Origin of the sequence: Chitinophaga vietnamensis (genome assembly GCF_902167635.1) — a bacterium.
Classification (GTDB): domain Bacteria; phylum Bacteroidota; class Bacteroidia; order Chitinophagales; family Chitinophagaceae; genus Chitinophaga; species Chitinophaga vietnamensis.
This window is the reverse complement of record NZ_CABHMS010000006.1, coordinates 175,088-200,649: the sequence shown is the minus strand read 5'-3', so window position 1 is coordinate 200,649 and position 25,562 is coordinate 175,088. Positions and strand designations below refer to the sequence as shown.

16 protein-coding genes are annotated in these 25,562 nt (G+C 50.0%); 13 read left to right on the top strand and 3 right to left on the bottom strand.

The genetic code is table 11. The features are described 5' to 3' along the window. Positions 1–4: 4 nt before the first annotated feature. Positions 5–1,345, bottom strand: a complete 1,341-nt coding sequence (locus FPG75_RS17340; RefSeq protein ID WP_143308256.1) for a sensor histidine kinase — start codon at positions 1,343–1,345, stop codon at positions 5–7. 2 nt (positions 1,346–1,347) lie between these two features. Beyond that, positions 1,348–2,703, bottom strand: a complete 1,356-nt coding sequence (locus FPG75_RS17335) for a sigma-54-dependent transcriptional regulator (protein WP_143308254.1) — start codon at positions 2,701–2,703, stop codon at positions 1,348–1,350. A 257-nt stretch (positions 2,704–2,960) separates the two neighbouring features. Here FPG75_RS17335 and FPG75_RS17330 point away from each other — a divergent pair, with 257 nt between their 5' ends. The 11 genes from FPG75_RS17330 to FPG75_RS17280 all read left to right on the top strand — a co-directional run bounded on the left by FPG75_RS17330 (position 2,961) and on the right by FPG75_RS17280 (position 21,885). Beyond that, on the top strand, positions 2,961–4,208 hold the full coding sequence (locus tag FPG75_RS17330; protein ID WP_143308252.1) for an efflux RND transporter periplasmic adaptor subunit: 1,248 nt from the start codon (positions 2,961–2,963) through the stop codon (positions 4,206–4,208). A gap of 37 nt (positions 4,209–4,245) precedes the next feature. Beyond that, entirely contained in the window at positions 4,246–4,935 is a 690-nt protein-coding gene (locus FPG75_RS17325) for an ABC transporter ATP-binding protein (protein ID WP_143308250.1), read from the top strand. Positions 4,936–4,973: 38 nt separating this feature from the next. Beyond that, on the top strand, positions 4,974–7,361 hold the full coding sequence (locus FPG75_RS17320) for an ABC transporter permease (protein WP_143308248.1): 2,388 nt from the start codon (positions 4,974–4,976) through the stop codon (positions 7,359–7,361). A 5-nt stretch (positions 7,362–7,366) separates the two neighbouring features. Beyond that, positions 7,367–9,757, top strand: a complete 2,391-nt coding sequence (locus FPG75_RS17315) for an ABC transporter permease (protein WP_143308246.1) — start codon at positions 7,367–7,369, stop codon at positions 9,755–9,757. Positions 9,758–9,828: 71 nt separating this feature from the next. Then, a complete protein-coding gene (locus FPG75_RS17310) occupies positions 9,829–12,240 on the top strand; it encodes an ABC transporter permease (RefSeq protein WP_143308243.1) in 2,412 nt (803 codons plus the stop codon). Between the two features lie 13 nt (positions 12,241–12,253). After that, complete coding sequence (locus FPG75_RS17305) at positions 12,254–14,641, top strand: ABC transporter permease (protein WP_143308241.1); 2,388 nt, start codon at positions 12,254–12,256, stop codon at positions 14,639–14,641. Positions 14,642–14,654: 13 nt separating this feature from the next. Further along, complete coding sequence (locus tag FPG75_RS17300; RefSeq protein WP_143308239.1) at positions 14,655–17,084, top strand: ABC transporter permease; 2,430 nt, start codon at positions 14,655–14,657, stop codon at positions 17,082–17,084. A gap of 33 nt (positions 17,085–17,117) precedes the next feature. Then, on the top strand, positions 17,118–17,786 hold the full coding sequence (locus FPG75_RS17295) for an ABC transporter ATP-binding protein (protein ID WP_143308237.1): 669 nt from the start codon (positions 17,118–17,120) through the stop codon (positions 17,784–17,786). 126 nt (positions 17,787–17,912) lie between these two features. After that, positions 17,913–19,361, top strand: coding sequence for a TolC family protein (locus FPG75_RS17290; RefSeq protein ID WP_161596837.1), 1,449 nt, complete (start codon positions 17,913–17,915; stop codon positions 19,359–19,361). 22 nt (positions 19,362–19,383) lie between these two features. Continuing rightward, entirely contained in the window at positions 19,384–20,769 is a 1,386-nt protein-coding gene (locus FPG75_RS17285; protein WP_143308233.1) for an efflux RND transporter periplasmic adaptor subunit, read from the top strand. Positions 20,770–20,856: 87 nt separating this feature from the next. Continuing rightward, positions 20,857–21,885, top strand: coding sequence for an NAD(P)H-dependent glycerol-3-phosphate dehydrogenase (locus tag FPG75_RS17280; RefSeq protein ID WP_143308231.1), 1,029 nt, complete (start codon positions 20,857–20,859; stop codon positions 21,883–21,885). A gap of 130 nt (positions 21,886–22,015) precedes the next feature. On the opposite strand, the gene FPG75_RS17275 is transcribed toward FPG75_RS17280, so the two are convergent. Further along, the gene (locus FPG75_RS17275) at positions 22,016–22,294 is read right to left on the bottom strand and encodes a hypothetical protein (protein WP_143308229.1); all 279 of its coding nucleotides are present in this window, start codon (positions 22,292–22,294) and stop codon (positions 22,016–22,018) included. A gap of 587 nt (positions 22,295–22,881) precedes the next feature. Between FPG75_RS17275 and FPG75_RS17270 the strand changes: the two genes are divergently transcribed. Both FPG75_RS17270 and FPG75_RS17265 read left to right on the top strand, forming a co-directional pair. Continuing rightward, on the top strand, positions 22,882–25,194 hold the full coding sequence (locus FPG75_RS17270; RefSeq protein ID WP_143308227.1) for a glycosyltransferase: 2,313 nt from the start codon (positions 22,882–22,884) through the stop codon (positions 25,192–25,194). Then, complete coding sequence (locus tag FPG75_RS17265; protein WP_236652820.1) at positions 25,157–25,522, top strand: response regulator; 366 nt, start codon at positions 25,157–25,159, stop codon at positions 25,520–25,522. Before FPG75_RS17270 ends, FPG75_RS17265 begins: the two co-directional genes overlap by 38 nt. The last annotated feature ends 40 nt before the right edge of the window (positions 25,523–25,562 follow it).

Sequence of the window (25,562 nt, the reverse complement as noted above, 5' to 3'; positions counted from 1 at the left end):
GATACTAGATATTTAGCAGGATATAAAACGTAGTGCCGTTCCCGTTAGTGCCGGGGCTGACTACTTTCAGCTGGCCTCCGTGCATTTGTATGATCTGCTGGGAGAGGCTGAGGCCAATGCCGGAGCCTTTCTTTTTGGTAGTGAAGAAGGGGATGAAGATCTTGTTCATGGCGTCGGTGTCAATACCAGGGCCATTGTCGGTCACTTCGATGCATACCTGTTGGGTATTGTTGGGATACACCCTCAGCTCGATAGTTGGATCGGGCGTATGTTCCAGGGCATCCATTGCATTTTTGACGAGATTGATGAGTACCATTTGCAGTTGCGAAACATCTGCATGGATCTCCATTTGTTCGCCATCGATCTCGAGTTGGAAATGAATGCCCGCCTGTTTCATATCGGTCTGGAACAGGCTGCTGACGGAGCTTACCAGCGTTTTGATATTAACGGTGGTGAATTGCGGTTGTGGCAGCGTGGTGTAATCGCGGTAGGCGTTAACGAAGTTCATGATGCCCTTGCTGCGGCTTTCCACGGTTTGCAGCGCTTCGCGGAGGTCGGCGATGCCCTCGGGATGCGGCGAGCCGGGCGCGATGTCCAGTTCCACGATCTCCTGCATCGTACCAATCAATGATACGATGGGCGTTACCGAGTTCATGATCTCGTGGCGCAGTATCTTGGTGAGATTTTGCCAGGCTTCCAATTCCTTTTTCTGCAATTCGGAATGGATGTTCTGGATAGAGATGAGTTTGATGAGCCGTCCCTGCAAACGCACTGTGGTGGCGTGTATAGACAGCTGTTGCTCCTGCCGGGTGGCGTATAAGGATTTATTGCCGGAAGGCAGTTCGGTGAGCACTTCTGCCAGTCCGGGATGCACTGTTTTCAGTTCGGAAATATTGCGGAGGCGGTAGATGCCCATCAGGCGGAAGGCCGCGGGATTGATGAGCTCTATCTTTCCTTCTGTATCAAACGACAGCACGCCGATGCTGATATGCTGGATCAGCGTATCGATGTATTTAAGGTTAGCTTCTTTTTCAGCGCGTGTTTGCCGAAAGGCTTCGAGCACTTCATTGAACTGATGGTTCAACATGCTGAAACTCTTTCCCAGCTTATTATCTGCGCTGAACCTCACAGAGAAATCCTCATAGCGGATGGATTCGAGAAAGAGGGTGAGTTTACGATTGATGCGGTTGAGATAATAATAGATACCATACATCTGCAGGAGCACCAGCGGCAGGAGAAGGAAGGCGAGTGGGGGCCATCCGTTCAGATACAGCCAGGTGGTGATGCCGATCGTAAGTGTGAGCACGATCACCCGCAGGGTAATATTGATGCTGAACCTGTTCAATGTCAGATATTGTATTTTTCCAGGCGGCGGTAGAGGGCAGCCCTGCTCAATCCCAGTTCCTTGGCGGCTTCTGTGATGTTGCCATTACATTTTTTCATCGCCTGTGTGATGATGTTGCGTTCCATTTCTTCCAGGTTGTAGCCGGTGTCCATCTGTTGATCGGCGACGTTATTGCTTTTCACGAACACATCTTTGGGTTGCAGTGTTTTTCCTTGCGAGAGGATGACAGCGCGTTCCATGGCGTGTTGCAGCTCGCGCACGTTACCGGGCCATTCGTATTGTTGCAGTTGTTGTACGAGGGCGTCGCTCAGGCTGTTGACCGGGCGTTTATATTTTTCGCGATAGAGGTGGAGGAAATGTTCGGCCAGTGGTATGATATCTTCGGTGCGTTCGCGCAGTGGCGGCAGGTGTATTTCGATGGTGTTGATGCGATACAGCAGGTCCTGGCGGAACAGGTGTTGGGCGGCCATGTGCTGGATATTGCGGTTGGTGGCGCAAACGAGGCGTACATCGATCGGGATGTTTTTGTTGGAGCCTACTTTGGTTACGAACCTGTTTTGCAATACGGTGAGCAGTTTGGCCTGGAAGGGGATGGAGATATTGCCTATTTCGTCGAGGAAGATGGTGCCGCCATTGGCTTCTTCAAAGCGTCCGGTGCGGTCTTCGCGGGCATCGGTGAAGGCGCCTTTCACGTGGCCGAACAGTTCACTTTCAAAGAGGGTTTCGGCGATGGCGCCGAGGTCTACGCTCACGAAATTTTTGCCGGTGCGTTGCGACAGCCGGTGGATATGCCTTGCCAGCAAATCCTTGCCGGTACCGTTTTCGCCGAGGATGAGGATATTGGCGTCGGTGCCGGCCACTCTTTCGGCGGTATCGAATACGGCCTGCATGGCGGCGCTTTTGCCGATGATCATATTGTTATTGGCTACGGCAGTAGGCGAGAGGCCGGGCTTCTCCTGGCGTGCCACGTGTTTATTGAAAGCTCCCTGGATAGTGGCCAGCAGCTTGTCGTTTTCCCAGGGCTTCAGCACGAAGTCGGTGGCGCCGGCCTTGATGGCGCGTACAGCCATCTCCACATCGCCATAGGCGGTGAACAGCACTACGGAGGAATTGGGTTTGATATCGAGGATGCGGTCCAGCCATTCGAAACCTTCCTTGCCGCTGCTAAGGTCGCGGGTGAAGTTCATATCCAGCAATATCACATCATAATCGAAATTGGATACGAGGTAGGGGATCTTCTGCGGATTCTTTTCAAAGTCTACCTGTTCGAAATGACGTTTTAACAAGAGTCTTGCAGCGCGCAAAACATCTACATCATCATCAACAATTAAAATCTTTCCTGATTGGATTGTGGTCATAGTAGCATGAAATTAAAGCAAATTACGAATTACGAATTAAGAATTACGGATTTGTGCCGAGATAAAAGCGTGCCAGCCCTTGAAACGCTCAAAACGCTTCAATGGCCTGAACCCACGATTGTCCGATTATGGACACCGGTTGTCCGGCATAGGACGTTTTTTATGGCTTTAATCCTTGGAAATCATTGACAGTAAAGGATTTTGGGCTTTGGCATATGGATTGACTTTTCCCGGTCAGCAAACTTTCCGTAAAACACATGGACAGAAAAATAGAAAAGAAGTTTTGGTCTAAGAAACGCATCCTGATGATCAGTGGCGGCGGCCTTGTAGTGCTGCTGTTGTTGTATAACCTCATCTTCGCGGACCACCGCGCCACTTTGAATGTGGAGAAAGACAAGATCACGATCTCGCCCGTTACCAAAGGTACCTTTGATGTATATATCGCGGTCACCGCTGTGGTGATGCCACTGAAGACCATCCGCCTGGATGCGATCGAAGGCGGCTATGTAAGCCAGAAATACCTCGAAGGCGGCAGCATGGTAAAAGCCGGCGACTCTATCCTGAAGCTGGATAACCAGCGTATGATGATGGACTTCGTAAACCACGAAACCGAAATATACCGCTTGCAGAACGAGTTACAAAACACCCGCCTCAATATCCGTCAACAGGAATTCACGATGCAGCAAACCATCTACGACTATGATGCGAAGATCGCTACTGCACAAGACCTGTACGACCGTAACAAACAACTGGTGGATGAAAAGATCATCGCCCGCCAGGAATTTGTGAAGAACAAGAATGAGCTGGAAGGGTTGATCAAACAACGTGATATCCAGCTGCAATCACAGCGTTACCAGAAAGAGAACGCCATCCGCCAGATATCGCAGCTGGAGGGCACTTTGACGCGTACCCAGCGTAACCTCGCCCTGATGAAAGAAAATCTCAACAGCCTGATCGTGCGTGCCCCGGTATCCGGCCAGCTGTCGTCGATCGATGTAGAGGTAGGCTCCAGCATCACCGCCGGCCAGAACATTGGCCAGATCGATGACCTCAACGGATTTAAATTACGCGCAGATATCGATGAGCACTATGTTTCACAGGTATTCGCCGGCCTGAAGGCCAGCTTTGAGTTTGACGGCAAAACATATGATATGATCGTCACCAAAGTATATCCTGAAGTGAAGAACGGCCGTTTCCAGGCTGATCTCAACTTCGAAAAAGATACCCCCGAGGGTATCAGACGTGGACAATCTTCTCCTATCCGCCTTGTATTGGGTAAGTCGGCCCAAGCTATCCTTTTACCGCTCGGTGGCTTCTTTTCTGACACCGGCGGTAACTGGGTATACGTGGTGGACAAGAGCGGCAAACGCGCCGTGAAGCGGAATATATCACTGGGCCGGAAAAATCCGTTGTATTTTGAAGTGCTGGATGGCTTGCAACCCGGCGACCAGGTAATTACGTCTTCTTATGAAACATTCGGAAACAAAGATGTGTTAGCCTTTTAGTAATATTAATTTTTCAAAAACGCTTTAAACAATACTTATGATACGCACCGTTAACTTACAAAAGTTATTTACAACAGAAGAGGTGGAAACCACCGCCCTCAATGGTATCAATATGGAAGTGCAGGATGGGGAATTTGTAGCGATCATGGGCCCTTCCGGTTGTGGTAAATCGACCTTGCTGAACATCCTCGGCCTGCTGGACAATCCCAGCGATGGTGAGTATCATTTCTGGGGCAAAGAGGTAGCGCGTATGAGCGAACGCCAACGCGCCCAGCTCCGCAAAGGCTCCATAGGCTTTGTTTTCCAGAGCTTCAACCTGATCGACGAGCTCACCGTTTTTGAAAATGTGGAGCTGCCGCTCCTGTACCTGAAAGTGCCTTCCGCCGAGCGTAAGCAGAAAGTGGAAGAAGTACTGGAACGTATGAATATCATGCACCGCCGCAACCACTTTCCGCAGCAATTGTCTGGTGGTCAGCAACAAAGGGTGGCCATTGCCCGCGCAGTGGTAGCCAAACCTAACCTGATCCTCGCGGATGAGCCCACCGGTAACCTCGATTCCTCCAATGGTGAAGAAGTGATGAAACTGTTGCAGGAACTGAACAATGCTGGTACTACGCTCATCATGGTAACGCACTCGCCCTATGATGCAGGCTTTGCACACCGCATCATCAACCTGTTCGACGGTCGCGTGGTGACCGAGAACATCAAGGAGCAGTTTCACGTGTGAGATGAAAGAACGCCATTCTAAAATCACTCATTCCGTATATGCTATACCGTTATATACTCATTGCATTCAGGAACCTGCGCAGGCAGAAATTGTTTTCTTTTATCAACATTGCGGGCCTTGCGATGAGCCTGATGTTGTGCCTGATCGCGCTGATGTCGGTGAGGGAAACCTGGCAATACGATCAATTTCTGCCGGCTTCCGGCCGCAGCTGGCGCGTTACTTCGCGGGTGCAGCTGGCCGATGGCCGCAAATTTCATATGGCCAGCAGCCCCTTGCCACTGGCCGATAACCTGCGCACGGACTATCCGTTTGTAGAAAATGCGGTAGCTGTTTATAATGCTTTGTCGGGGAATGTGACCGTGAATAAAAAACGTTTGCATCTCAGCGGGGCCTTTACCGAACCTGCTTTCTTTACCATCTTCGGGTGGAAGCTCGCCGCCGGCGACCCGGCCACCGCCCTGAAAGCGCCCAACAGCATTGTGCTTACACAGGAAACGGCACAACGTTTCTTCGGTACTAATGATGCCCTGGGCCAGGTGATCCACTTTGAAAAGGAGGGCGACTTTACCGTTACGGGTGTACTCACGCCGCCGCCAGGGCCTACCCATCTTGACTTTGAGTCCTATGCCTCTCTGTCTTCCGTAAACGGTCTGGAACAATCGAAATTGTTGCCGGAGCGCTTACAAAACTGGGATGTTTTACAAGACGCCTATACGTATGTGGTGATGAAACCCGGTGAAACAGCCGCCGACCTGCAAGCCGCGCTGGATCGCACTGGCGAGCGTTATAAGGTAGCGGAAAAAATATCCCATACCAAAGTGGCTTTTGAGCCGCAACGCGCCAGCAGGATTGCCGGATCATCCGAAATGTATAATGATATCAGCAGGGCCGCACCGCTGGGCAAAGTGCTCACCGTGGTGTTTGTAGCGCTGGGTATCCTGCTCTGCGCCTGCTTTAACTATACTAACCTCTCTATTGTACGCTCCCTGCAAAGGGCCAAAGAAGTAGGCGTACACAAAGTGAATGGCGCCCGCCGCTGGCAGGTGTTCCTGCAATTCATCATTGAATCTGTCATCACTTGTTTGTTATCTCTTGCGCTCGCGATCATTATGTTATTGTTGCTGCGCGATCATGTTTCTTTCGGAAATGAATTTGTGCCTGATGTGCCGCTGGACTGGATCATGATCGGATGCTTCACGGCATTCAGCGTGCTCACGGGCATTGTGGCCGGAGCTATCCCGGCCTGGGCGCTGTCGTCATTCCAGCCGGTGAAAGTGCTGAAGAATATGGTGGATGTGAAACTGTATGGCGGCCTGGGTTTGCGCAAGGTGCTCATCGTGATACAATTCACCTTGTCCCTCACGGCGATCATCTTCTGGGTCACCGTTTACCGTCAGTTCACCTTCAAGGCTACGATGGATATGGGTTTCAATCGTAGCAGTATTTTGAATGTACCGTTGGATGGAGAAGATTTTCAGCGGGTGAAAGACCAGCTGTTGCAGGTACGGGGCGTAGAGATGATCGCTGCGAGCTCCGGCACGCTGGGCATGCCGCGCGATACCCGCTTTTGTGCTGTTAAAGCAGACGGGATACCTGAAAAGGTGCAGCTGGGCTATTTCGCCGGCGATGCAGATTTTATCAAATTGATGCACCTTACACTGGTGGCAGGTAGCGGCTTTCCGCCGGGTACCACCAACCATGAACAATATATCGTGATCAATGAAAAGGCTTTGCCCGCACTCGGCATCAAATCGCCGGAAGAGGCCATCGGAAAGCCGCTGTGGCTCTCTGATTCCGTACAGGTAAGCATTACCGGCGTCGTAAAAGATTTCAATTACCAACCAATAGAAGTAAGCATACAGCCGATGGCCATACGTTATGCGCCACAGGAATTTTCACAATTGCAGATCAGCGTGCAGCCGAAAGATATTGAGGCAACGCTGGCCAGCATCAAAAGCGCCTGGATGGCGATACATCCCGGTGAAACCTTCCACAGTGGCTGGATGGCAGAGCAGCTCGACAGCCGCGCGCGTGCCGCTTCCACTGTGGGCATGCTGGGGTTCCTGGCTTTCTTAACGGCCGCTATTGCAGGACTGGGGCTGCTGGGCATCGTATCCTATACCATGTTCACACGAAAAAAAGAGATCGGCATCAGGAAAGTGATGGGCGCCGATGTATCCAACCTCATTGTGCTGCTATCAAAAAATTATTTCTGGCTGATCGTGATTGCCAGCTGTATCGCGCTGCCGCTGGGCTATCTGGGCAGCGCCCTGTTCCTGCAGATGTTCGCCTACCGCGTAGGTTTTGGCGCCTTCACCCTCATGGGCTGCTTCGCTGTGCTCATGGGAATAGCTTTACTGATCATTATTTCACAGACCTGGAAGGCTGCTATCACCAATCCGGTGGACAGTCTGCGCAATGAATAAACATTATGCTGCTAAAAAACTATATCAAACTCGCATGGCGTAACCTGCTCAAGCGGAAACTGTACAGCGCCATCAATATTGGCGGACTGGCCGCAGGTCTTTGTATTTGCATGCTTATCATGCTGTATGTGCTGCATGAGCGGAGCTACGACCAATTCCATGCCGACAGCCGCCGCATCTATTCCCTTTTACAAAAGGTGAAAGTGAATAAGGACAGCATACAGATGAACAGTTTTAAATTCGGCGCAGGAGAGGAGATGAAGCAACAGAACGCTGCTGTAGCCGATTATCTCCGCATGGGGAATAGTATGGGGGGAGACAGATTAATACAATCTGTAGAGCATCCGGATGTGAAAGACCAGGAGAAGAATGTAGACCTGGTAGACGCCAATTTTTTCCGCTTCTTCTCTTTCCCTTTAGTGGCGGGAGATCCGGGCACTGCGTTGCAAAGACCCTATACGGCGGTAGTATCTGCCAGCATAGCAAAAAAATATTTTGGTACCACCGATGCGGTGGGCAAGCACCTGCGCTACAATGGCCAGTATCTTTTCGAGGTGACAGGAGTGATGGCCGATGCGCCTTCCAATTCCTCCCTGAAACCGGATGTATTGTTTTCTATCGCCAGCGCCGGCACCATGGAAGGTTTGGAGATGTTCGTCAAGAACCCTGATGTAGTAGCGGGTTTCCGCCTCTTCCTGAAACTCGATGATGCCGCACATTATACCATGGTGTCCAATAACATCAACCGCAAGAGCTCTGCCCGCATGGACGACGGCCGCGTGATACTGGTGCCTATGGCTGATCTGCATCGCAGCGCCGATTTTACGCCAGGCTTCAATCTGCGTTATCTCCATATATTCCCTGTCGTAGCGGCATTGATCCTGTTGATGGCGCTCATCAACTATATGAGCCTTTCCACGGCCAGAGCGGGTATCCGGGCAAGAGAGATCGGTGTGCGCAAAGTAATGGGCGCCGACCGTCGTCGTATTGCGCAACAGTTTTATGTGGAGTCGGCCCTGTATGCCGTACTGGCGTTCTCGCTGGCATTGCTGCTGTTCTTTGTGCTGCGCCCCTGGTTCCTGCATATGCTGGACCTGCGTGTGGATCAGCATTTTGTTTTCAGTCCGTTGATGCTCACCGCCTTTGGCCTGCTGTTCCTCGGCACCGTGATCATTGCGGGCAGCTATCCTTCGTTTATACTTTCCCGTTATTCGCCGGTGACCGTGCTGGCTGGTAAGATGAGCAATACCACCGGTGGCGCTACGGTGCGCAGGGTATTGACGGTGGTGCAGTTTGGCGCCGCGGCCGTATTGATCATCTGTAGTGTGGTGATCTCCCGGCAGCTGTATTTCTTCCGTCATACAGATACAGGTATCAATAATAACAATGTGGTGGCAATACCTTTCCAACAGTCGATGAATAACCGCTACCAGGCCTTCCGGCAGGAGGTGGCATCGCTGCCCGGTGTAATGCAGACCGGCACCATGCGGCATCCGCTCTATCAATCTTTCGATATGTTCTTCGTTAGCGGCAACGACCCCAAAGCGCCTGCCGTTACGCTGGCCACCCTGCGGATGGACAAGGACATGCTGGCGCTCACCGGCCTCAAATGGAAGATGGCGCCCGCTGATATGAACGACCTGGATCATGACGATAAAATTGTGATCAATGAAACGGCGGCCAGGCAGCTTAACCTGCTGCCCAATCCGATCGGAAAGCCGGTAGCATTGGGCGAAAAGAACCCCGAAGTAGCAGGCGTGTTAAAAGATTTTCATTTTCAATCCTTGCATTCTGCCGTGAGGCCGGCAGCTATCACCATCGCAAAAGATAATGCCGATGCATGGAACGGCCAATCCGGCGGATGTATGTACGTAAAGATCGCGGCGCATCATAATATCCCGGAGATATTGGGAAAGATCAACCGTATCTACTCAAAATATGATGCGCTGGCGCCTTTCAAATACCAGTTCCTCGATGAGGTAGCGGATAAGCTGTATACCTCGGAAGACAGGCTGGCAAGCATTTTCAGCGCTACTACCGGTATTACCATCGCGATAGCGGCACTAGGGCTGCTGGGCCTGGCCGCTTTCTCTGCCGAACAACGTACCCGCGAGATTGGCGTACGGAAAGTACTCGGCGCCAGCGTAGTGCAAATCACCACATTGCTATCAAAAGATTTTATAAAACTGGTGTTGATCGCCCTGCTATTGGCCACGCCTGTTGCGTGGTACCTGATGCGGCACTGGCTTGAACAGTTTGCCTACCGCATCACCCTGCAACCCTGGATGTTTATAGTGGCGGCCATTGTGGCGCTGGCAGCGGCTTTGCTGTCGGTAGGCCTGCAAACCATGCGGGCGGCGATGAAGAACCCGGTGATAACCTTACGAGTAGAATAACAAGTGAACAGCAAATCAGAGTGTGTATCTACACACCCTGCTTTTTTTTAGATCATTCTTAAATTCATTATATGCTGAGAAGCTATTTAAAGATCGCGTGGAGAAACTTGCTCAAGCAAAAAGTATTTGCCGTAGTGAATATCGGCGGTATGACGGTGGCCTTCTGCGCAGCCCTGCTACTGGCGCTTACAGCCTATCGTGAATGGAGTTATGACAATTTTCATGTGCATGCAGATAAAGTATTCCAGCTTTACCGCGAAGAGCAAACGACGACTGGTTCGCGCACGGCCAACAGTGGCTCGGAACCCATGGCCGATGTGATCAAAAAAGATATTGCGGGTGTAGACCGCGTGGCACGCATGGATGAAGGAAATTACATCCTGCGTTACCAGCAGCATACCTTTACTATGCAAACCCATTTTGTTGATCCGGAATTTTTGCAGATGTTCACCTTTCCGCTCGTAAAGGGCAATATACGTACCGCGCTGCAACAGCGGAGCCAATTGGTACTAACCGAGAAGGTAGCCAGGTCTGTATTCGCCAATGAGGAGCCGGTCGGTAAAAATGTTGAATTGAATATTGATGGAAAGTGGTTGCCTTTTACCGTCAGCGGGGTGCTGGCAGATATCCCGGATAATTCGGGCTTCCATCTACAGGTACTGACCCGTTTTGAAAATGCATCTGGCTATGAAGATTATAAAGGCCAGTGGACACGCAACAACTTTACCTATTTTGTACAACTGTCGGATAAAGCCACCGCGGCCAGTTTTGAGCAGCAGATGAAAACAGTGGCAAACCGTTATAATGCCGAATTGATAAAATCGCTGAAAGAAAGTGGTATTAAACCCGCTGCCAATGGCGAATACCTGCAATATAAAACCATTCCGCTCAGTGCTTTCCATTTTCATCCTGAAAGTGCGGTGTTCAGTGGCTTGAGCAGTTTCTATCCCTGGCTGATGCTGATCCTGGCCACCGTGGTGATTGCAATCGCCTGTATCAACTTTGTTAATCTCTCCATTGCACGGTCATTCATTCGTGCCAATGAAATCGGGCTGCGCAAAGCGCTTGGCGCGATGGACAAGCAGCTGATGCTGCAATTCTGGTGCGAGGCATTTCTCATTTGCCTGGCTGCGATGGTGCTGAGCGTATTTTTATCCTGCCTGTTCATGCCTTATTACAATACCATTTCAGGGCGCGATATCAGTCTGCGCATCTTTGGTAATGGCTGGATCATACCGGCTGTTGCGGTGGTGTTCCTGCTGGTAACATTACTGGCGGGCGGTTATCCGGCCTGGCTGGTGACGCGCTTCAATATCGTACAGGTGCTGAAAGGCAAGCTGGCCATGGGCCGCAATGGTAATCTCCGTAATGGTTTGATCATCGTTCAGTTTGTGGTGGCAATCCTGTTGATCAGTTGTACCGCCATTATCTGGCAGCAGCTGAAATTCGTACGTTCGGCGCCGTTAGGGTTTAATACTACGCAGGTGGTGAGCATTCCGCTGGGCAATACCAACACCGCTTCGCTGCTGGCTGCTTTACGTAACCGGCTGGCCCAGGAACCGGAAGTGGAGAGCGTAACCGGCAGCATGAGTAACCTGGGTATTGGCAGCGATCATATCGTTGGCACCTGGCATGTGGGCTTTACTTTTAAAGGCAGGCAGATCACTTCCGTAGCCCAGCAGGTAGACTACGATTATACGAAGACGTTAGGTCTGAAACTGAGCCAGGGCCGAGACTTTTCAAGGGAATACGGTACTGATACCGCCGCCGTCCTGATCAATGAAGCATTGGCCAAACAACTGGGGGAAAAAGATCCGCTGAGCATCCGTGCCGATTTTGGCGAAGACAGGATGGTACAGGTGATCGGTGTGCTGAAAGATTTTCATTATAAATCGCTCCGCAGGAGCATAGAGCCGCTTCTGATTATGTTGTCGCCGAAACCGCAGCTGAGCTATGCTTTCATACGGGTAAACACCCAGAACCCGCCCGCCACACTGGCTAAATTGCAAGGTATCTGGAAAGCCCTGAATCCCGTCTCCACAGATGTGCCCACTTTCCTCGATGAAAATGTGAACCGTCAATACCGCAACGAACAACAGTTTTCGAAGATATTCATCACCGGCGCCGTACTGGCCATGGTGATATCCAGCATGGGATTGTTTGCCATTGCCGTGATGGCCATGACGCAACGCCGGCGCGAAATAGGCATCCGCAAAGTATTGGGCGCCTCGGTGAGTGGTATTGTGCTGTTACTCTCCCGCGATTTCCTCAAATTGGTGCTGGCCGCTATTCTGATCGCTACGCCGGTAGCCTGGTTCTTCATGCACCGGTGGTTACAGGATTTCGCTTTCCATGTAAGCATCCACTGGTGGGTGTTTGCGCTGGCCGGCGGCATCGCCGTACTGATCGCTTTTGTCACCGTGAGCACGCAGTCGATCCGCGCAGCATTAATCAATCCAGTTAAAAGTCTTAATGAAGCATAAATAATCAGGTATCATGATCGGAAGTTATCTCAAAGTAGCAGCAAGGAATCTCTGGAAACGCAAGTTATATACCGCCATCAATGTGACAGGACTGGCCACTGGCGTGGCTTGTTTTATCTTGTTATCTCTCTATCTTCAAAATGAATGGACCTATGACCGCTTCTTTCAACATGCGGATCAGCTTTATCGTATCCGTGTAGATTATGGAGAGAAAGATCAGCCCCTGGTACATACCGCCATGACCCCTTCCGCGCTGGCGCCGGTATTGAAAGACTATCCCGAAGTAAAATACGTAGCCCGGGCTTATGTGCGGAGTAGCGCTGTCAGATATGGCAATACTGCGATCAAGGAAGAAAGGTTCCTTTATGCCGATCCTGCTTTTTTCCAGTTATTCTCTTTTCATTTGAGAGAAGGCAATGCGGCCACCGTACTGAGTGGCCCCAATATGTTGGTGATGACAGCTTCTGCTGCGAAAAAGTATTTCGGAGCGGAAAACCCTGTCGGTAAAACGGTACGTGTTAATAGCCAGGATATGCTGGTGACGGGCATTACAGACGATGCGCCTTCCAATACGCATCTGAAATATGAGTTTGTGGCCAGCTGGGCGTCGCTTGGAAAGAAAGACAACTGGGATGCGCCTAACTATTACACTTATGTGCAGCTGAATGATAACACTACGCCGTCCGCATTGCATGCAAGGATTGGCGACTATGTAAAAAATGTGCTGATGCCGCAGATGGGCGGCAGTAAGGGCGCTACGCTGGATATGACGCCAGAGCCGGTTACCGGTATTCACCTGCATTCCATCGCGGGCAACTCTACGGAAGCGGGGGGCGATATCCGCTATAATTACATCCTGATGATCATTGCAGTGATGCTGTTGTTGATTGCCTGTATCAATTTTATGAACCTGGCCACTGCGCGCTCTACAGAGCGAAGCCGCGAGATCGGCGTGCGCAAGGCCGTGGGCGCGCATCGCGGGCAGATATTCTGGCAATTCATGGCGGAATCTACGATGATCACCTTTGCAGCGATCCTGCTGGGATGGGTGTTGTCCTTATACTTGTTGCCGTTGTTCAATCATCTTGCGGATACACGGCTCCATTTTGGCGGTACTAAGGGGTACCGTATATACGCTTTGCTGGGCATTGTGTTTGTCGGCACCGCTTTCCTTACCGGCACTTATCCCGCGATGTTCCTGTCGGCCTTTAAGCCGGTGCAGGTGCTGAAAGGGAAGCTGTCGGCCGCCAGTGGTGGCGCTGTGCGTAAAACGCTGGTGGTATTTCAGTTTGCCGCATCTGTATTTTTTATCATCTGCACCATTGTTGTTGGAAAGCAACTGTATTATATCCAGCACAAGAACATTGGTATGGACCGCTCGCAGGTGCTGGTGCTGGATGGCAGCAAGATGAACAGCGATAGACTACGGACATTTAAAGAACGATTACTACAGACGCCGGGCGTGCAGCATGTGAGCGCCTCTTACGATTCGCCGGTGAAAACGGAAGGCGGTTATACCCTTGGCAAGATCGAAACCAAACCCGCCGACTATGCAATGAACGTAGCAGCCGTGCCGGTGGAGAAGGATTATCTGAAAACGATGGATATCAGGCTGGTGGCGGGAGAGGACCTCACGGAGGCAGATATCCGGGATGTTTTACAGGAAGATGATAAGAAGGTATATCATTTCTTTCTCAACGAAACCGCTGTAAAAAAATTAGGTTGGACACCCAACGATGCGATCGGAAAAAGGGTATCTCTGAATGGGCGCAATGGCATGATCAAAGGCGTGATGAAGGATTTTCATTTCGCCAGTATGAAAAGAGGGATCGATCCGATTGTGGTATTCCCTGAATATTACTGGTTCGGCAAAGTGTTGGTGAAAACCGCCAGCAGCAACTGGCAGCGCACCATCGCAGATGTAGAGCAGGTGTGGAACGGCGCATTGCCGGCGGAGCCTTTCGCTTATCATTTTCTGGACCAGGAGTTTGATGATATCTACAAGAGAGAATACAGGACCAGTCATATCCTCACTACTTTCTCGCTGGTGATCATTGTAATCTCCTGTCTTGGTTTGCTGGGCCTGGCTGCCTTTACAGCACAGCAGCGTACCAAAGAGATCGGTATCAGGAAGGTGATGGGCGCTTCAGTAGGCAGCGTGGTGATGTTGCTGTCGAAAGATTTCCTGCGTTTGGTGCTCATAGCATTGTGTGTGGCTTCGCCGCTGGCATGGCTGGCGATGAACCGCTGGCTGGGTGATTTTGCTTATCACACTTCGCTAAGTGCCTGGATATTCCTGGCAGGAGGTATGATCGCTATCGTGATCGCCTTCCTCACGGTGAGTGTGCAATCGCTGAAAGCCGCGAGGATCAATCCTGTTATCAGTTTGAGATCTGAATAAAAACATTTATACCATGATCAGAAATTATTTATTGGTAGCCATTCGTAATATCTGGCGTAACAAGGCCTTTTCAGTGTTGAACATACTGGGGTTGGTAGTAGGCATCAGCGCTGCGCTGGTGATGGCCTTGGTGGTATATTACGAAAGCAGCTTCAATAAAGGAGTGCCGGACAGCGATCGGGTATGCCGTCTGGCATCCAATATTCACTTTTCAGGAGATAGCGTGCACAATGCGGGCGTAGCTGTGCCTATGGCGGCTACCATCCGGCAGGACCTCCCGCAGGCGGAGACGGTGGCCCAGTTTTTTGTAGACGATTTTACCTCGCATATCGTGGTAACAGGAGATCATAATGTGCCGCGTGAATTAAGGCCGGAAGAGAATGATATCGCTTATGTAGATAGCAGTTATTTCAGGATATTTCCTTATCAATGGGTAGCAGGCAAGCCGGAAACTGCGCTGCAACAGCCCTTTTCGGCGGTGCTCACCGAAAACCGCGCCGCTACCTATTTCCCGGGCATGGCGCCCTATGCGATAGTAGGCAGGGAGATGGTGATCGACGACTCTATTCGTGTAACCGTTACCGGTATTGTAAAAGATATGCCCGGTCAAACAGACTTCAGGTTTGGCATGTTCCAGTCGATCGCCACCATTTACAGCACGGGCCTAAAAAATCTTTACAATGTTACCGAATGGAACAATGTTAATTCAGCCTCGCAAACATTGCTGAAAATGAAGACAGGTACAAGTATCGCCGAAATGGATGCCCGCCTGAACTTCCTCTTCGACCAGCATGTTAAAAAAGATGCCAACACTTTCACCAGGTTAAAATTGCAGCCATTAACAGCGCTGCATTTCGACGATGATTATGGTACCTTCAACCGTACGGCCAACAAAAAATCACTGTTCATACAAAGTATGGTGGCGTTAGCCTTGTTGTTGCTGGCAGTGATCAATTTTATCAATCTCAATACTGCGCAGGCCGGGCAGCGCGCCCGCGAAACCGGCGTGCGTAAAACGATGGGCAGTACCGTACCTCAGCTGGTAGCTATGTTCATGGGAGAAACGCTGGTGGTGACGTTGATAGCTTCGCTGTGTTCTTTGGTGATAGCGCCTTTGCTGATCATTAACTTCCGCTCATTCCTGCCGGCAAATTTGCCTGTAATGCAATTGTTTACCTGGCCGGTGTTACTGTTTCTGTTGGTATTATCTGTGTTAACGGCCGTATTGTGCGGCATCTATCCGGCCCTGGTGTTATCAAGGTTCCAGCCGGTGGCCGTATTGAAAACGCAGGTAGACAGTACCGGCGGCAAAGCATGGTTGCGTAAAACGCTGACCGTATCGCAGTTTGCCGTGGCGCAGTTCTTCATCATCGCTACTATTGTTGTGAGCAAGCAGATAGATTTCGCCATTCATAAGGATATGGGTTTCCGCAAAGACGCCATCGTGATGGTACGCACTCCCTTTATGGATGGAGATCTCGTGAAACGCAAAGCGCTGCAACAGCAGATCAGCGCTATCCCTGAAGTGGCCATGGTAAGCCTTGCCAGCCAGCTGCCGGCATTTTCCGGATCTGTCAGCACTGTGTTCATGTACAAAGACGGGAAGAAGGAGATCAGCAAAAATATACAGATGCGCTATGGCGACAGCGCCTTTATCCCTTTGTTCAAATTGCAGCTGGTAGCGGGCCGCAACCTGGTCAGCAGCGATACCGCCCGGGAATGGGTACTGAATGAAATGGCAGTGAAGGGATTCGGTTTCCATGATCCTAAAGACATTATCGGCGTGACGATCAACAATCACCCTGTGGTGGGCGTAGTAAAGGATTTCAATACAGGCTCCATGCGTGGCGCCATTCCTGAACTGGCCATCGCCAGCGATGGACTGAACCAGCACCGCAGGTTGATGATACAATTGCAGGCGCCGGGAACCAACGGTGTGGTATGGAAAACTGCGCTCGAAAAAATAGAAAAGGCCTGGAAGAACGTATATCCGAAAGAAACATTTTCCAGTGTTTTTCTCGATAAGTCCATTGAGGCCATGTATTATGAAGAGCAGCATACCGGCACCTTGTTACGCTGGTGCGCGGGTCTTGCTTTCTTCATCAGTGCATTGGGTTTGCTGGGGCTGGTGATCTTCACCACCAATCAGCGCCGGCGTGAGATCGGTATCCGGAAAGTGCTTGGCGCTACCGTTTGGCAAATGATAACGCTGCTCACAAAAGATTTTATGCGTCTTGTCATTATTGCCTTTATATTAGCAATCCCGGTAGCCTGGTATGTGATGTATCACTGGCTGATGGGATACGCCTACCGTACAACCCTGAGCTGGTGGGTATTTGCCGTTGGCGGCCTCGGTATGGCCGCATTGGCCCTGGTGGTCATGAGCCTGAAAACCATCCGTGCTGCACTCAGTAACCCGGTACAATCATTAAGAACAGAATAACCCAATATCTAAATATCCAAATAATCAAATATCATGATAGAACTGCAGAACATTTCCAAATACTACCCGGTGGGATTCGGTAAGAATGAAATACTGAAAGATGTGAACCTGAGGATCAATGAAGGCGAGTTTGTGTCGATTATGGGTCCGTCCGGGTCCGGTAAATCAACATTGCTGCATATCATGGGGCTGTTGGAAGAACCTTCCGACGGGCAATATCTTTTCCAGGGAGAAAGGGTAGACCGGATGAACGAGAAAAAACGTACGCAGCTGCATCGGGGCGCGATCGGTTTCGTATTCCAGGCGTATCATCTCATCGATGAACTTACCGTGTATGAAAATATTGAAACGCCACTCTTATATAAGAATATCCCTGCCGGCGAGCGCAAAAGCCGTGTGGCCGATGTGCTGGACCGTTTCAATATCGTTGCCAAGAAAGACTTGTTCCCCAACCAGCTTTCCGGCGGCCAGCAACAGCTGGTGGGCATCGCGCGCGCCATCGTGGCCGAACCCCGCGTGATCCTTGCCGACGAACCCACCGGTAACCTGCATTCCGACCAGGCAAAAGTGATCATGGAATTATTTAAACAACTCAACACACAAGACGGGATCACCATTGTTCAGGTAACACACTCCGATGTGAATGCCACCTACGGCAACAGGATTATACAGATCAGTGATGGTCGCATACAATCTCGATAAAAGTGTAAAAAAAAGATTATGTTGTATTTTAAATTAGTCAGGTATGATGCCATACCTACTAAAATTTTACCATCTATCAATAAGGAAAGAAAAGTATCATCACAATTATTATATTTTTGTCATGTTATGAGATTATCCCAACTCGCAGGCTTTGGCCTGCTTTTATTCATGTTTGCTAACATGTCCCAGGCTGTAGCACAGGATACGTGGAGTTTGCAACGTTGTGTGGATTATGCTTTGCAACATAACATTCAGGTAAAACAACAGGACGTACAGAAACGTTTGTCGGAGCTGACTTTAAAACAAAGCCAGTTATCACAGATCCCCAACCTCAATGGTAACGCCAGCGCAGGCTGGAGTACAGGACGTGTTCCCAGCCCTCAAACCAACACCTACATCAACTCGTCTATTTTTCAGGCCAGTGGTGGATTAACTGCCCAGTCAGATATCTTCAACTGGTTCTCTAAAACATACCTGATACAGGCTAACAAGTACGATGCGAGATCAAACAGCTTCCTGATGGATAAAGCGCGCAATGATCTTGCCTTTAACGTGGCCACTGCGTTCCTGCAAATACTGTTGAACAACGAGCAGCTGAAAGTGAACCAGGTGCAGGTGAAACAAACCATCTCCAACCTGGAGAATACCAAAAAGCTCGTGATCGCAGGCTCTGTGCCGGAAAGCAACCAGGCCGACCTGGAAGCGCAGCTGGCAACCGACAGCACCAACCTGGTAACCGCACAAAACCAGGTGATCCTGTCTATCCTGCAGGTGAAAGCCTTGCTGAACCTGGGTTTCGACATTCCTTTCCAGCCGGAGATACCAGAGAATATTGCTACCCTGCCGCTGGCCCGCCTCGATGAGATGGCGCCGGAAATGGTGTACAGCGCTGCCCTCACCAGCTATCCTCTGCTCATGTCGGATGAAATGAGGATCGCCTCTGCAAGGAAGAATTTCAAATCGGTAAGAGCGCAGCTGTATCCTTCCTTTTCATTGGCCGCAGGCGTAACCACCAACTATTCCAACGCCAGTACACTGCCTATATATGGTACGCCCTATTTCAGGGTAGATACTATCGGGCGGGTAGTGAACAATAACTATAAGGTAGTAGACACCTCTTATCATGTTGATAGAATTGGTGATAAGCTGATCCCCTTCGGTGATCAGTTGAGTAATACTACACAACAATACATACAGCTTACCATGCGCGTGCCCCTCTTCAATGGCTGGCAGGCCCGTACCAATGCGGCCAAAGCCAAACTGAATGTGCAGAACATGGAGCTTACCCGCGAGGCCGACCGCCAGAAGCTGCGCCAGGACATCTACACCGCGCACGCCAATGCAGTAGCCGCCATGCAAAAATTCATCGCCTCGTCCAAAGGCGTGGATGCCGCCCAGAAAGCGTATGACTTTGCCACCAAACGCTTCAACATCGGATTAATGAACACCATCGATTATATCACTACTCAAAGTAAATTGTTCACCGCGCAGATTAACAAAGTATCCGCACAGTACGATTATATTTTTAAAATGAAATTGCTGGAGTTCTACAGGGACCAGAAAATATCCCTGTAGGGTCCGGGTAATAAACTGCTTTATGAAGAAAAAGACACTCTATTGGCTCATAGGCATTCTTGGTTCACTCGTTATTTTACTCCTGGTACTGAAAGCATCCGGAGTGATTGGAAAAGAAGAGGCAATCTCTGTAGCTACCGACAAAGCATCCCGCAAAAATATCACAGAAATTGTGACTGCCAGCGGAAAGATCTATCCTGAAGTAGAAGTAAAGGTGAGCTCCGACGTTTCCGGCGAAATCACCGACCTGCTTGTATTGGAAGGCGACTCTGTACAGAAAGGACAGGTACTGGCACGCATATACGCAGATATCTATGGTTCTATGGTGGACAAGGCCGCCGCTTCTGTGAGCCAGTCGCAAGCCCAGCTGGCCAATACCGCCGCTGCCCTCAACTCTTACAAAGCCCGTCTGGACCAGAATAAAGCAGCTTACGAACGTAACAAAACCTTGTACACTCAGAAAGTGATCTCCAAGGCAGAATTTGAAACTTCTGAAGGCACCTACCTCGCTTCCCTGGCTGATTACAACGCTGCCATACAACAGATCAACAGTAACAAATACGCCGTAGCCAGCGCCCAGGCCAACCTCACCGAGGCCAATAAAAACCTGGGACGAACTACCATCACCGCTCCTATGAGTGGTATCATCTCCCTGCTCTCCGTTAAAAAAGGAGAACGTGTAGTAGGTACCGCGCAGATGACCGGTACAGAAATGCTGCGTATCGCTAATATGAACGCCATGGAAGTGCAGGTGGATGTTGGAGAGAACGATATCCCGAAAGTAAAATACGGTGATACCGCTTCTATCGAAGTGGATGCCTATAACAGCCGCCGCTTCAAAGGTATTGTTACGCAGATCGCCAGTTCCAGTAAGGGCGCGGCTTCCGCAACAGTATCGTCCGGCGCTTCTTCCGCGGAACAGGTAACCAGCTATATCGTACATATCCGCATCCTGCCTGAAAGCTATGCGGACCTGATCCAACCAGGTGTGAAGAAAAGTTTTCCTTTCCGCCCTGGAATGAGCGCCAGCGTTGACATCCAGACACGACACGTATATAACGTACTGTCGATTCCCATCAATGCTGTTACCACCCGCGATACAGATACCACCAAAGGCGGTAAAAAAGCGCCCGCAGTGCAAGATAATACCACGCCAGGCGCTGCCAGCAACACTAAACCCGATGTGAATGAAGTGGTGTTCCTCCTCAATAAAAAGGATAATACCGTGAAGATGGTAACGGTGAAAACAGGTCTTCAGGATGATACCAATATCGAAATACTCTCAGGCCTCAGCGACAACGACGAGGTGATCAGCGCGCCTTACAGCGCTGTATCACGCACGCTGGCCAATGGCAAGAAAGTAAAGGTGGTGCCTAAAACACAGCTTTTCGAAGGCGCTCAAAAATAATAAGAGGATCACTCCTTGTGATAAAGCCGGCGCCACTGCGCCGGCTTTATCATTTTTATTTGCTTACATTGCGTAAAATTTTGCGCTGTGAGCAAGGAAAACAGTATAGGTATAATCGGCAGTGGCAGTTGGGCCACTGCGCTGGCAAAGATTCTGACGGACAATGGCCACCATATCCATTGGTGGATCCGCAACGAAGATACGATCCGCCATATGCAGCTGCGGCATCACAACAAGCATTATCTCACTTCTGTATATTTTGATACCAGCCTGCTGGAACTAAGCAGCCATCTCGAAGAAGTAGTGGCCGCCTGCGACCTGCTGCTGCTGGCCGTTCCCTCGGCATTCCTTGAAGATGTGCTCGGCGTATTGCCTGAAGACGCCTTGAAAAATAAACGCATTGTTTCTGCTATCAAAGGCCTCGTGCCCAGCACCAATGTGCTGATCAACGAGTATCTGCAAGAGGCCTTCGATCTCCCGCTGGATCAGTATTTCACGATCACGGGCCCTTGCCATGCGGAAGAGGTGGCGAATGAAAAGCTTTCCTACCTTACGTTTTCAGGCTTGCAGCAGGAGCGCACACAGGCTGTTGCGGATCTTTTCACGGGCAGCTACCTGCAAACGATCGTGAATACAGACGTGATTGGCGTACAGCTGGCCGCCGTGATGAAAAACGTATATGCGTTGGGGGCAGGTATCGCGCATGGCCTGGAATATGGCGATAACTTCCTCAGCGTGTTTATCGCCAACTGTTTTCGTGAGATGCAAGCCTTCCTGGAAAAATACGAAGAAAACAAAGCGGCAGAAAAAGGAACGGAGATGATGGTGCATAACTATACTGCCAGCGCATACCTTGGCGATCTACTGGTTACCTGCTATTCACTACATAGCCGTAACCGTACGTTTGGTAATATGATAGGGAAGGGCTACAGTGTAAAGGCCGCCCAGCTGGAGTTGAATATGATTGCGGAAGGTTATTACGCGAGCAAATGTTTGCATGAAATGAACCGGCATATCGGCGCTTATATGCCGGTAGCGCAGGCTGTTTTCGCAGTGCTGTGGCAGCAACTGCATCCTGTCGAGGCATTCCTCGCATTGGAGAAAGGGTTTATTTAACCTGAGAGAGCACTGGTATTATACTGGCACTATACAGGCTTGAAACAGGCTTGAAACAGGCAGTATCCCCATAGTAAAGCCGGGGGGAAGAGTCCCCCCGGACACATCTTCTTCTTTAGAGTATCAGATATTAATAATCGTCATAGTCTTCGTAATCGTCTTCCCCGATCTTCACAATCGCTTTCACATTCGGAAAATATTGTTTGATCAGCCAGCGCACTCTCTCAAAGAAAAAATCATTGAGCGGAGGGCCATCATAATATTCTATTTCATTGGTGTGATCAGAGATAATGTACTCGGTGGCTACGCCATCCACAAAGGCCATAAACCGTCTTTCTTTCGCCACTTTTCTTAACATCAGTTTGGTCGGTATACCGTCCACATTGAACGTACAGGAAATGTTACGCATAAGCCGCGGTGATTTTGTTGTTAATAAACTTTTATTCCCTCGTTTGTTTTCGAATCTGTGTCACTCTTTAATGGTTAAGCCCGGGGCTATTCGTAAAGCTAAAATAGACAAGATTGCGGCAAAATGCAGAAATGTAAATTATCATCTTTATAAAAGATGATAAATGTGCTATCCATCCATGATCTTCCGCTACAGACAAAAAATACAGCGCCGGCTGGAAAACCGGCGCATTGATTGGTTCTGATTAATTACCTGCAGCACACTCCAGGTGTGCCTGCTTGCTGTTTTGCCCATTAGTCAAGAAGCGCATTGCGGTGGATTTTTAAGTGTTTTGTCGCTGTACAAATATAATCATAAATGATTACGTCAAATCTTTACCAGATGTTAACAAAACCATCTTTTTTTAAAAAAAGCTAAAATTTTTTTCCCTCCACACATTCCTCATTACACCAGAAAAGCTGTGGAAAGGATTCTACACTTTTTCAGTCCGCTACCAGCAGGCCCGCTATACAGCAGCCATTGGATTGATATTTGAAAATCTTTTCCAACAGCACTAAATTTTCTTTGACCGGCTAAATTGATGTCCAATGAATAGAACCTTGCTCTTTGTTACCTCTTATCCGCCCCGTGAGTGCGGTATTGCTACATTTGCACAGGATCTTGTGAATGCCATGCAGAAAAATTTTTCCGGCAAAATCAATATTGAAATATGCGCACTACAGGAAGCCGGCGCAGCAGCGCCCCCGATAGCATGGCCGGTTACCCGCAGCATCGATCCATTTGATCCCGACAGCTGCCTCGCATTTGCCCAACAACTGAATGCCGATAACACCATCGACCTGATTTGCTTTGAACACGAATTTGGCCTCTATGGTGGTGAATATGGTCATAACCTCCTGGGCATGCTCTCGCTGCTTGATAAACCTTTTATCATCCGCTTCCACACCGTATTGCCGTATCCTGATCATAAATGTATCAAAGTAGTAAGCCTCCTTAGCACGCTGGCCGCCAAAGTATTGGTGATGACGCAGGCCTCCGCCAGGCTATTGCAGGAAGTGTATCATGTGCCGGCAGACAAGATCGCGCATATCCCGCATGGCACCCACGCACATATCGTGGATGATGCCGAGGCACTCAAACGCCAATATCAGCTGCAAGGCAGGACAGTGCTCAGTACCTTCGGTCTCCTTAGTGAGAACAAGGGTATCGAAACCGCCATCAGCGCCATGCGCGAAATCGTACGGCAATATCCCGATGTATTGTACCTCATTCTCGGCAAAACGCATCCGGTGGTGGCCGCACGTGAGGGCGAACAATACCGCAACTCGCTCGAACGGCTGGTAAAGGAATATGGCCTCGAAGCCCACGTGCGCTTTGTAAATAATTACCTCTCCCTGGAAACATTACTCGATTATCTCTCCCTCACCGATATTTATCTCTTCACCTCCAAAGATCCTCACCAGGCGGTGAGCGGTACTTTTGTATACGCGATGAGCGCGGGTTGCCCTGTTATTTCAACGTCCTTTGTACAGGCGCGCGAAATGCTGGATGAAAATTGCGGTTGCCTGATCGATTTCAACCAGCCTTCACAGCTCGCCGCCGCCGCCATGCGTCTGCTCGGCAATCCGGAACTACGGCGCCGCATGAGCGTTTGCGCCACCGAAAAAACACGCAGCTCCATCTGGGAAAATGTCGCTATTGCGCACATGGCATTGATCAGTGATATCTTGTCGGAAGAAAAAATATGGCTGCCCAATCTGCCAGCGCCCTATCTCGATCATATCGACCGCCTCACCGACGAATTTGGCATGATCCAGTTTGCACAGCATGATGTGCCGGACCCCGCATCGGGCTATACGCTGGACGACAACGCCCGCGCGCTCATCACCATGTGCATGTACAGCCGCGTGATGCAGCCCAGCAGCTTCGTGAGCACACTATGCCGCAAATACATCAGCTTCATCGGCTATTGCCAGAAACCATCCGGAAAATTTCTCAACTACGTAGATGCCGGCGGGAGTTTCAACAGCATGAACGATGAGGTAAACCTGGAAGACGCCAATGGCCGTGCAGTATGGGCTTTGGGCTATGCCTTGTATGCGCATCGCCATCTCCCTTTTGATGCAGTACAGGAAGTGTATTCACTTTTCCGGCCCTGCCTGCGCTGGATAGAATCGCTGCGGTCGCCCCGTGCTATTGCCTTTGCGATCAAAGGACTGTACTATTTCCTGCAATACCGCCCCGGCGGCATCGCGGCAGATATCATCCGTACACTCGCCACCCGTCTGCAAACCTGCTGGACAAACGAAGCCGACGATAACTGGAAATGGTTCGAACCATATCTCACCTACGGCAACGCCGTACTGCCGGAAGCCATGATGATGGCCCATCTCGTGACCGGCGAAGCCGCCTTCCGCAACATCGCGGAGGAAAGCCTTGCATTCCTTTGTAATAAAACATTCAACGACAACCACATAAAAGTGATCAGCAATAAAACATGGCTCCATCGCAACAATACAACGATACCGGAAGGCGGTGAACAATCTATCGAAGTAGCTTACACGATGCTGTCGCTCTATACTTTTTATCACGCCACAAAAAATCATTCTTACCTGGAAAAGATGCGCCTGGCTTTCAGCTGGTACCTGGGTAACAATCACCTGAAACAGCTGATATACAATCCGCTGACCTACGGCTGCTATGATGGCCTGGAAAAGAATAATGTGAACCAGAACCAGGGCGCCGAATCAACCGTTTGTTATCTGATGGCACGACTTTTAATGGAAGAATGGAACAAGCACAGATATGTTACGAACAAACAAAACAGCCTGGAACCGGCACGAATCGGTTTCAACAGATCCAATGACGAAAGGACCGTGCATCCTCATTATCGACGATGAACCGGATATCTGCAGATTATTGCAACTCAGCCTCGTAAGGCATGGATATGCGGTGAAATACGTACACGCGCTGAGCGAAGGCCTGCAATACCTGCAACGTCATCAGCCCGATCTCTTATTCCTGGATATACACCTGCCGGATGGCTCAGGCCTGGATGCTTTGCCGCTGATCAAACAACAATGCCCCACTTTGCCTGTGATCACCATCAGCGCTTATGACAATGGCATGGAAAAACAACGCGCGCTCAAAGCGGGTGCCATGTTTTTTCTCGCGAAACCCTTTAGCGTAAAGCATGTCGATGAACTCATCGATCATATAAAAAGTTAGTATCCCCGGGTATTTATTAGTAATTTTAATTGAGCTGTTG

What these genes read in the sequence shown, in the direction of transcription:
- FPG75_RS17335 (WP_143308254.1), bottom strand. Translation starts at nt 2,703, where the DNA reads ATGACCACAATCCAATCAGGAAAGATTTTAATTGTTGATGATGATGTA.
- FPG75_RS17330 (WP_143308252.1), top strand. Translation starts at nt 2,961, where the DNA reads ATGGACAGAAAAATAGAAAAGAAGTTTTGGTCTAAGAAACGCATCCTG.
- FPG75_RS17325 (WP_143308250.1), top strand. Translation starts at nt 4,246, where the DNA reads ATGATACGCACCGTTAACTTACAAAAGTTATTTACAACAGAAGAGGTG.
- FPG75_RS17320 (WP_143308248.1), top strand. Translation starts at nt 4,974, where the DNA reads ATGCTATACCGTTATATACTCATTGCATTCAGGAACCTGCGCAGGCAG.
- FPG75_RS17315 (WP_143308246.1), top strand. Translation starts at nt 7,367, where the DNA reads ATGCTGCTAAAAAACTATATCAAACTCGCATGGCGTAACCTGCTCAAG.
- FPG75_RS17310 (WP_143308243.1), top strand. Translation starts at nt 9,829, where the DNA reads ATGCTGAGAAGCTATTTAAAGATCGCGTGGAGAAACTTGCTCAAGCAA.
- FPG75_RS17305 (WP_143308241.1), top strand. Translation starts at nt 12,254, where the DNA reads ATGATCGGAAGTTATCTCAAAGTAGCAGCAAGGAATCTCTGGAAACGC.
- FPG75_RS17300 (WP_143308239.1), top strand. Translation starts at nt 14,655, where the DNA reads ATGATCAGAAATTATTTATTGGTAGCCATTCGTAATATCTGGCGTAAC.
- FPG75_RS17295 (WP_143308237.1), top strand. Translation starts at nt 17,118, where the DNA reads ATGATAGAACTGCAGAACATTTCCAAATACTACCCGGTGGGATTCGGT.
- FPG75_RS17290 (WP_161596837.1), top strand. Translation starts at nt 17,913, where the DNA reads ATGAGATTATCCCAACTCGCAGGCTTTGGCCTGCTTTTATTCATGTTT.
- FPG75_RS17285 (WP_143308233.1), top strand. Translation starts at nt 19,384, where the DNA reads ATGAAGAAAAAGACACTCTATTGGCTCATAGGCATTCTTGGTTCACTC.
- FPG75_RS17275 (WP_143308229.1), bottom strand. Translation starts at nt 22,294, where the DNA reads ATGCGTAACATTTCCTGTACGTTCAATGTGGACGGTATACCGACCAAA.
- FPG75_RS17270 (WP_143308227.1), top strand. Translation starts at nt 22,882, where the DNA reads ATGAATAGAACCTTGCTCTTTGTTACCTCTTATCCGCCCCGTGAGTGC.
- FPG75_RS17265 (WP_236652820.1), top strand. Translation starts at nt 25,157, where the DNA reads ATGACGAAAGGACCGTGCATCCTCATTATCGACGATGAACCGGATATC.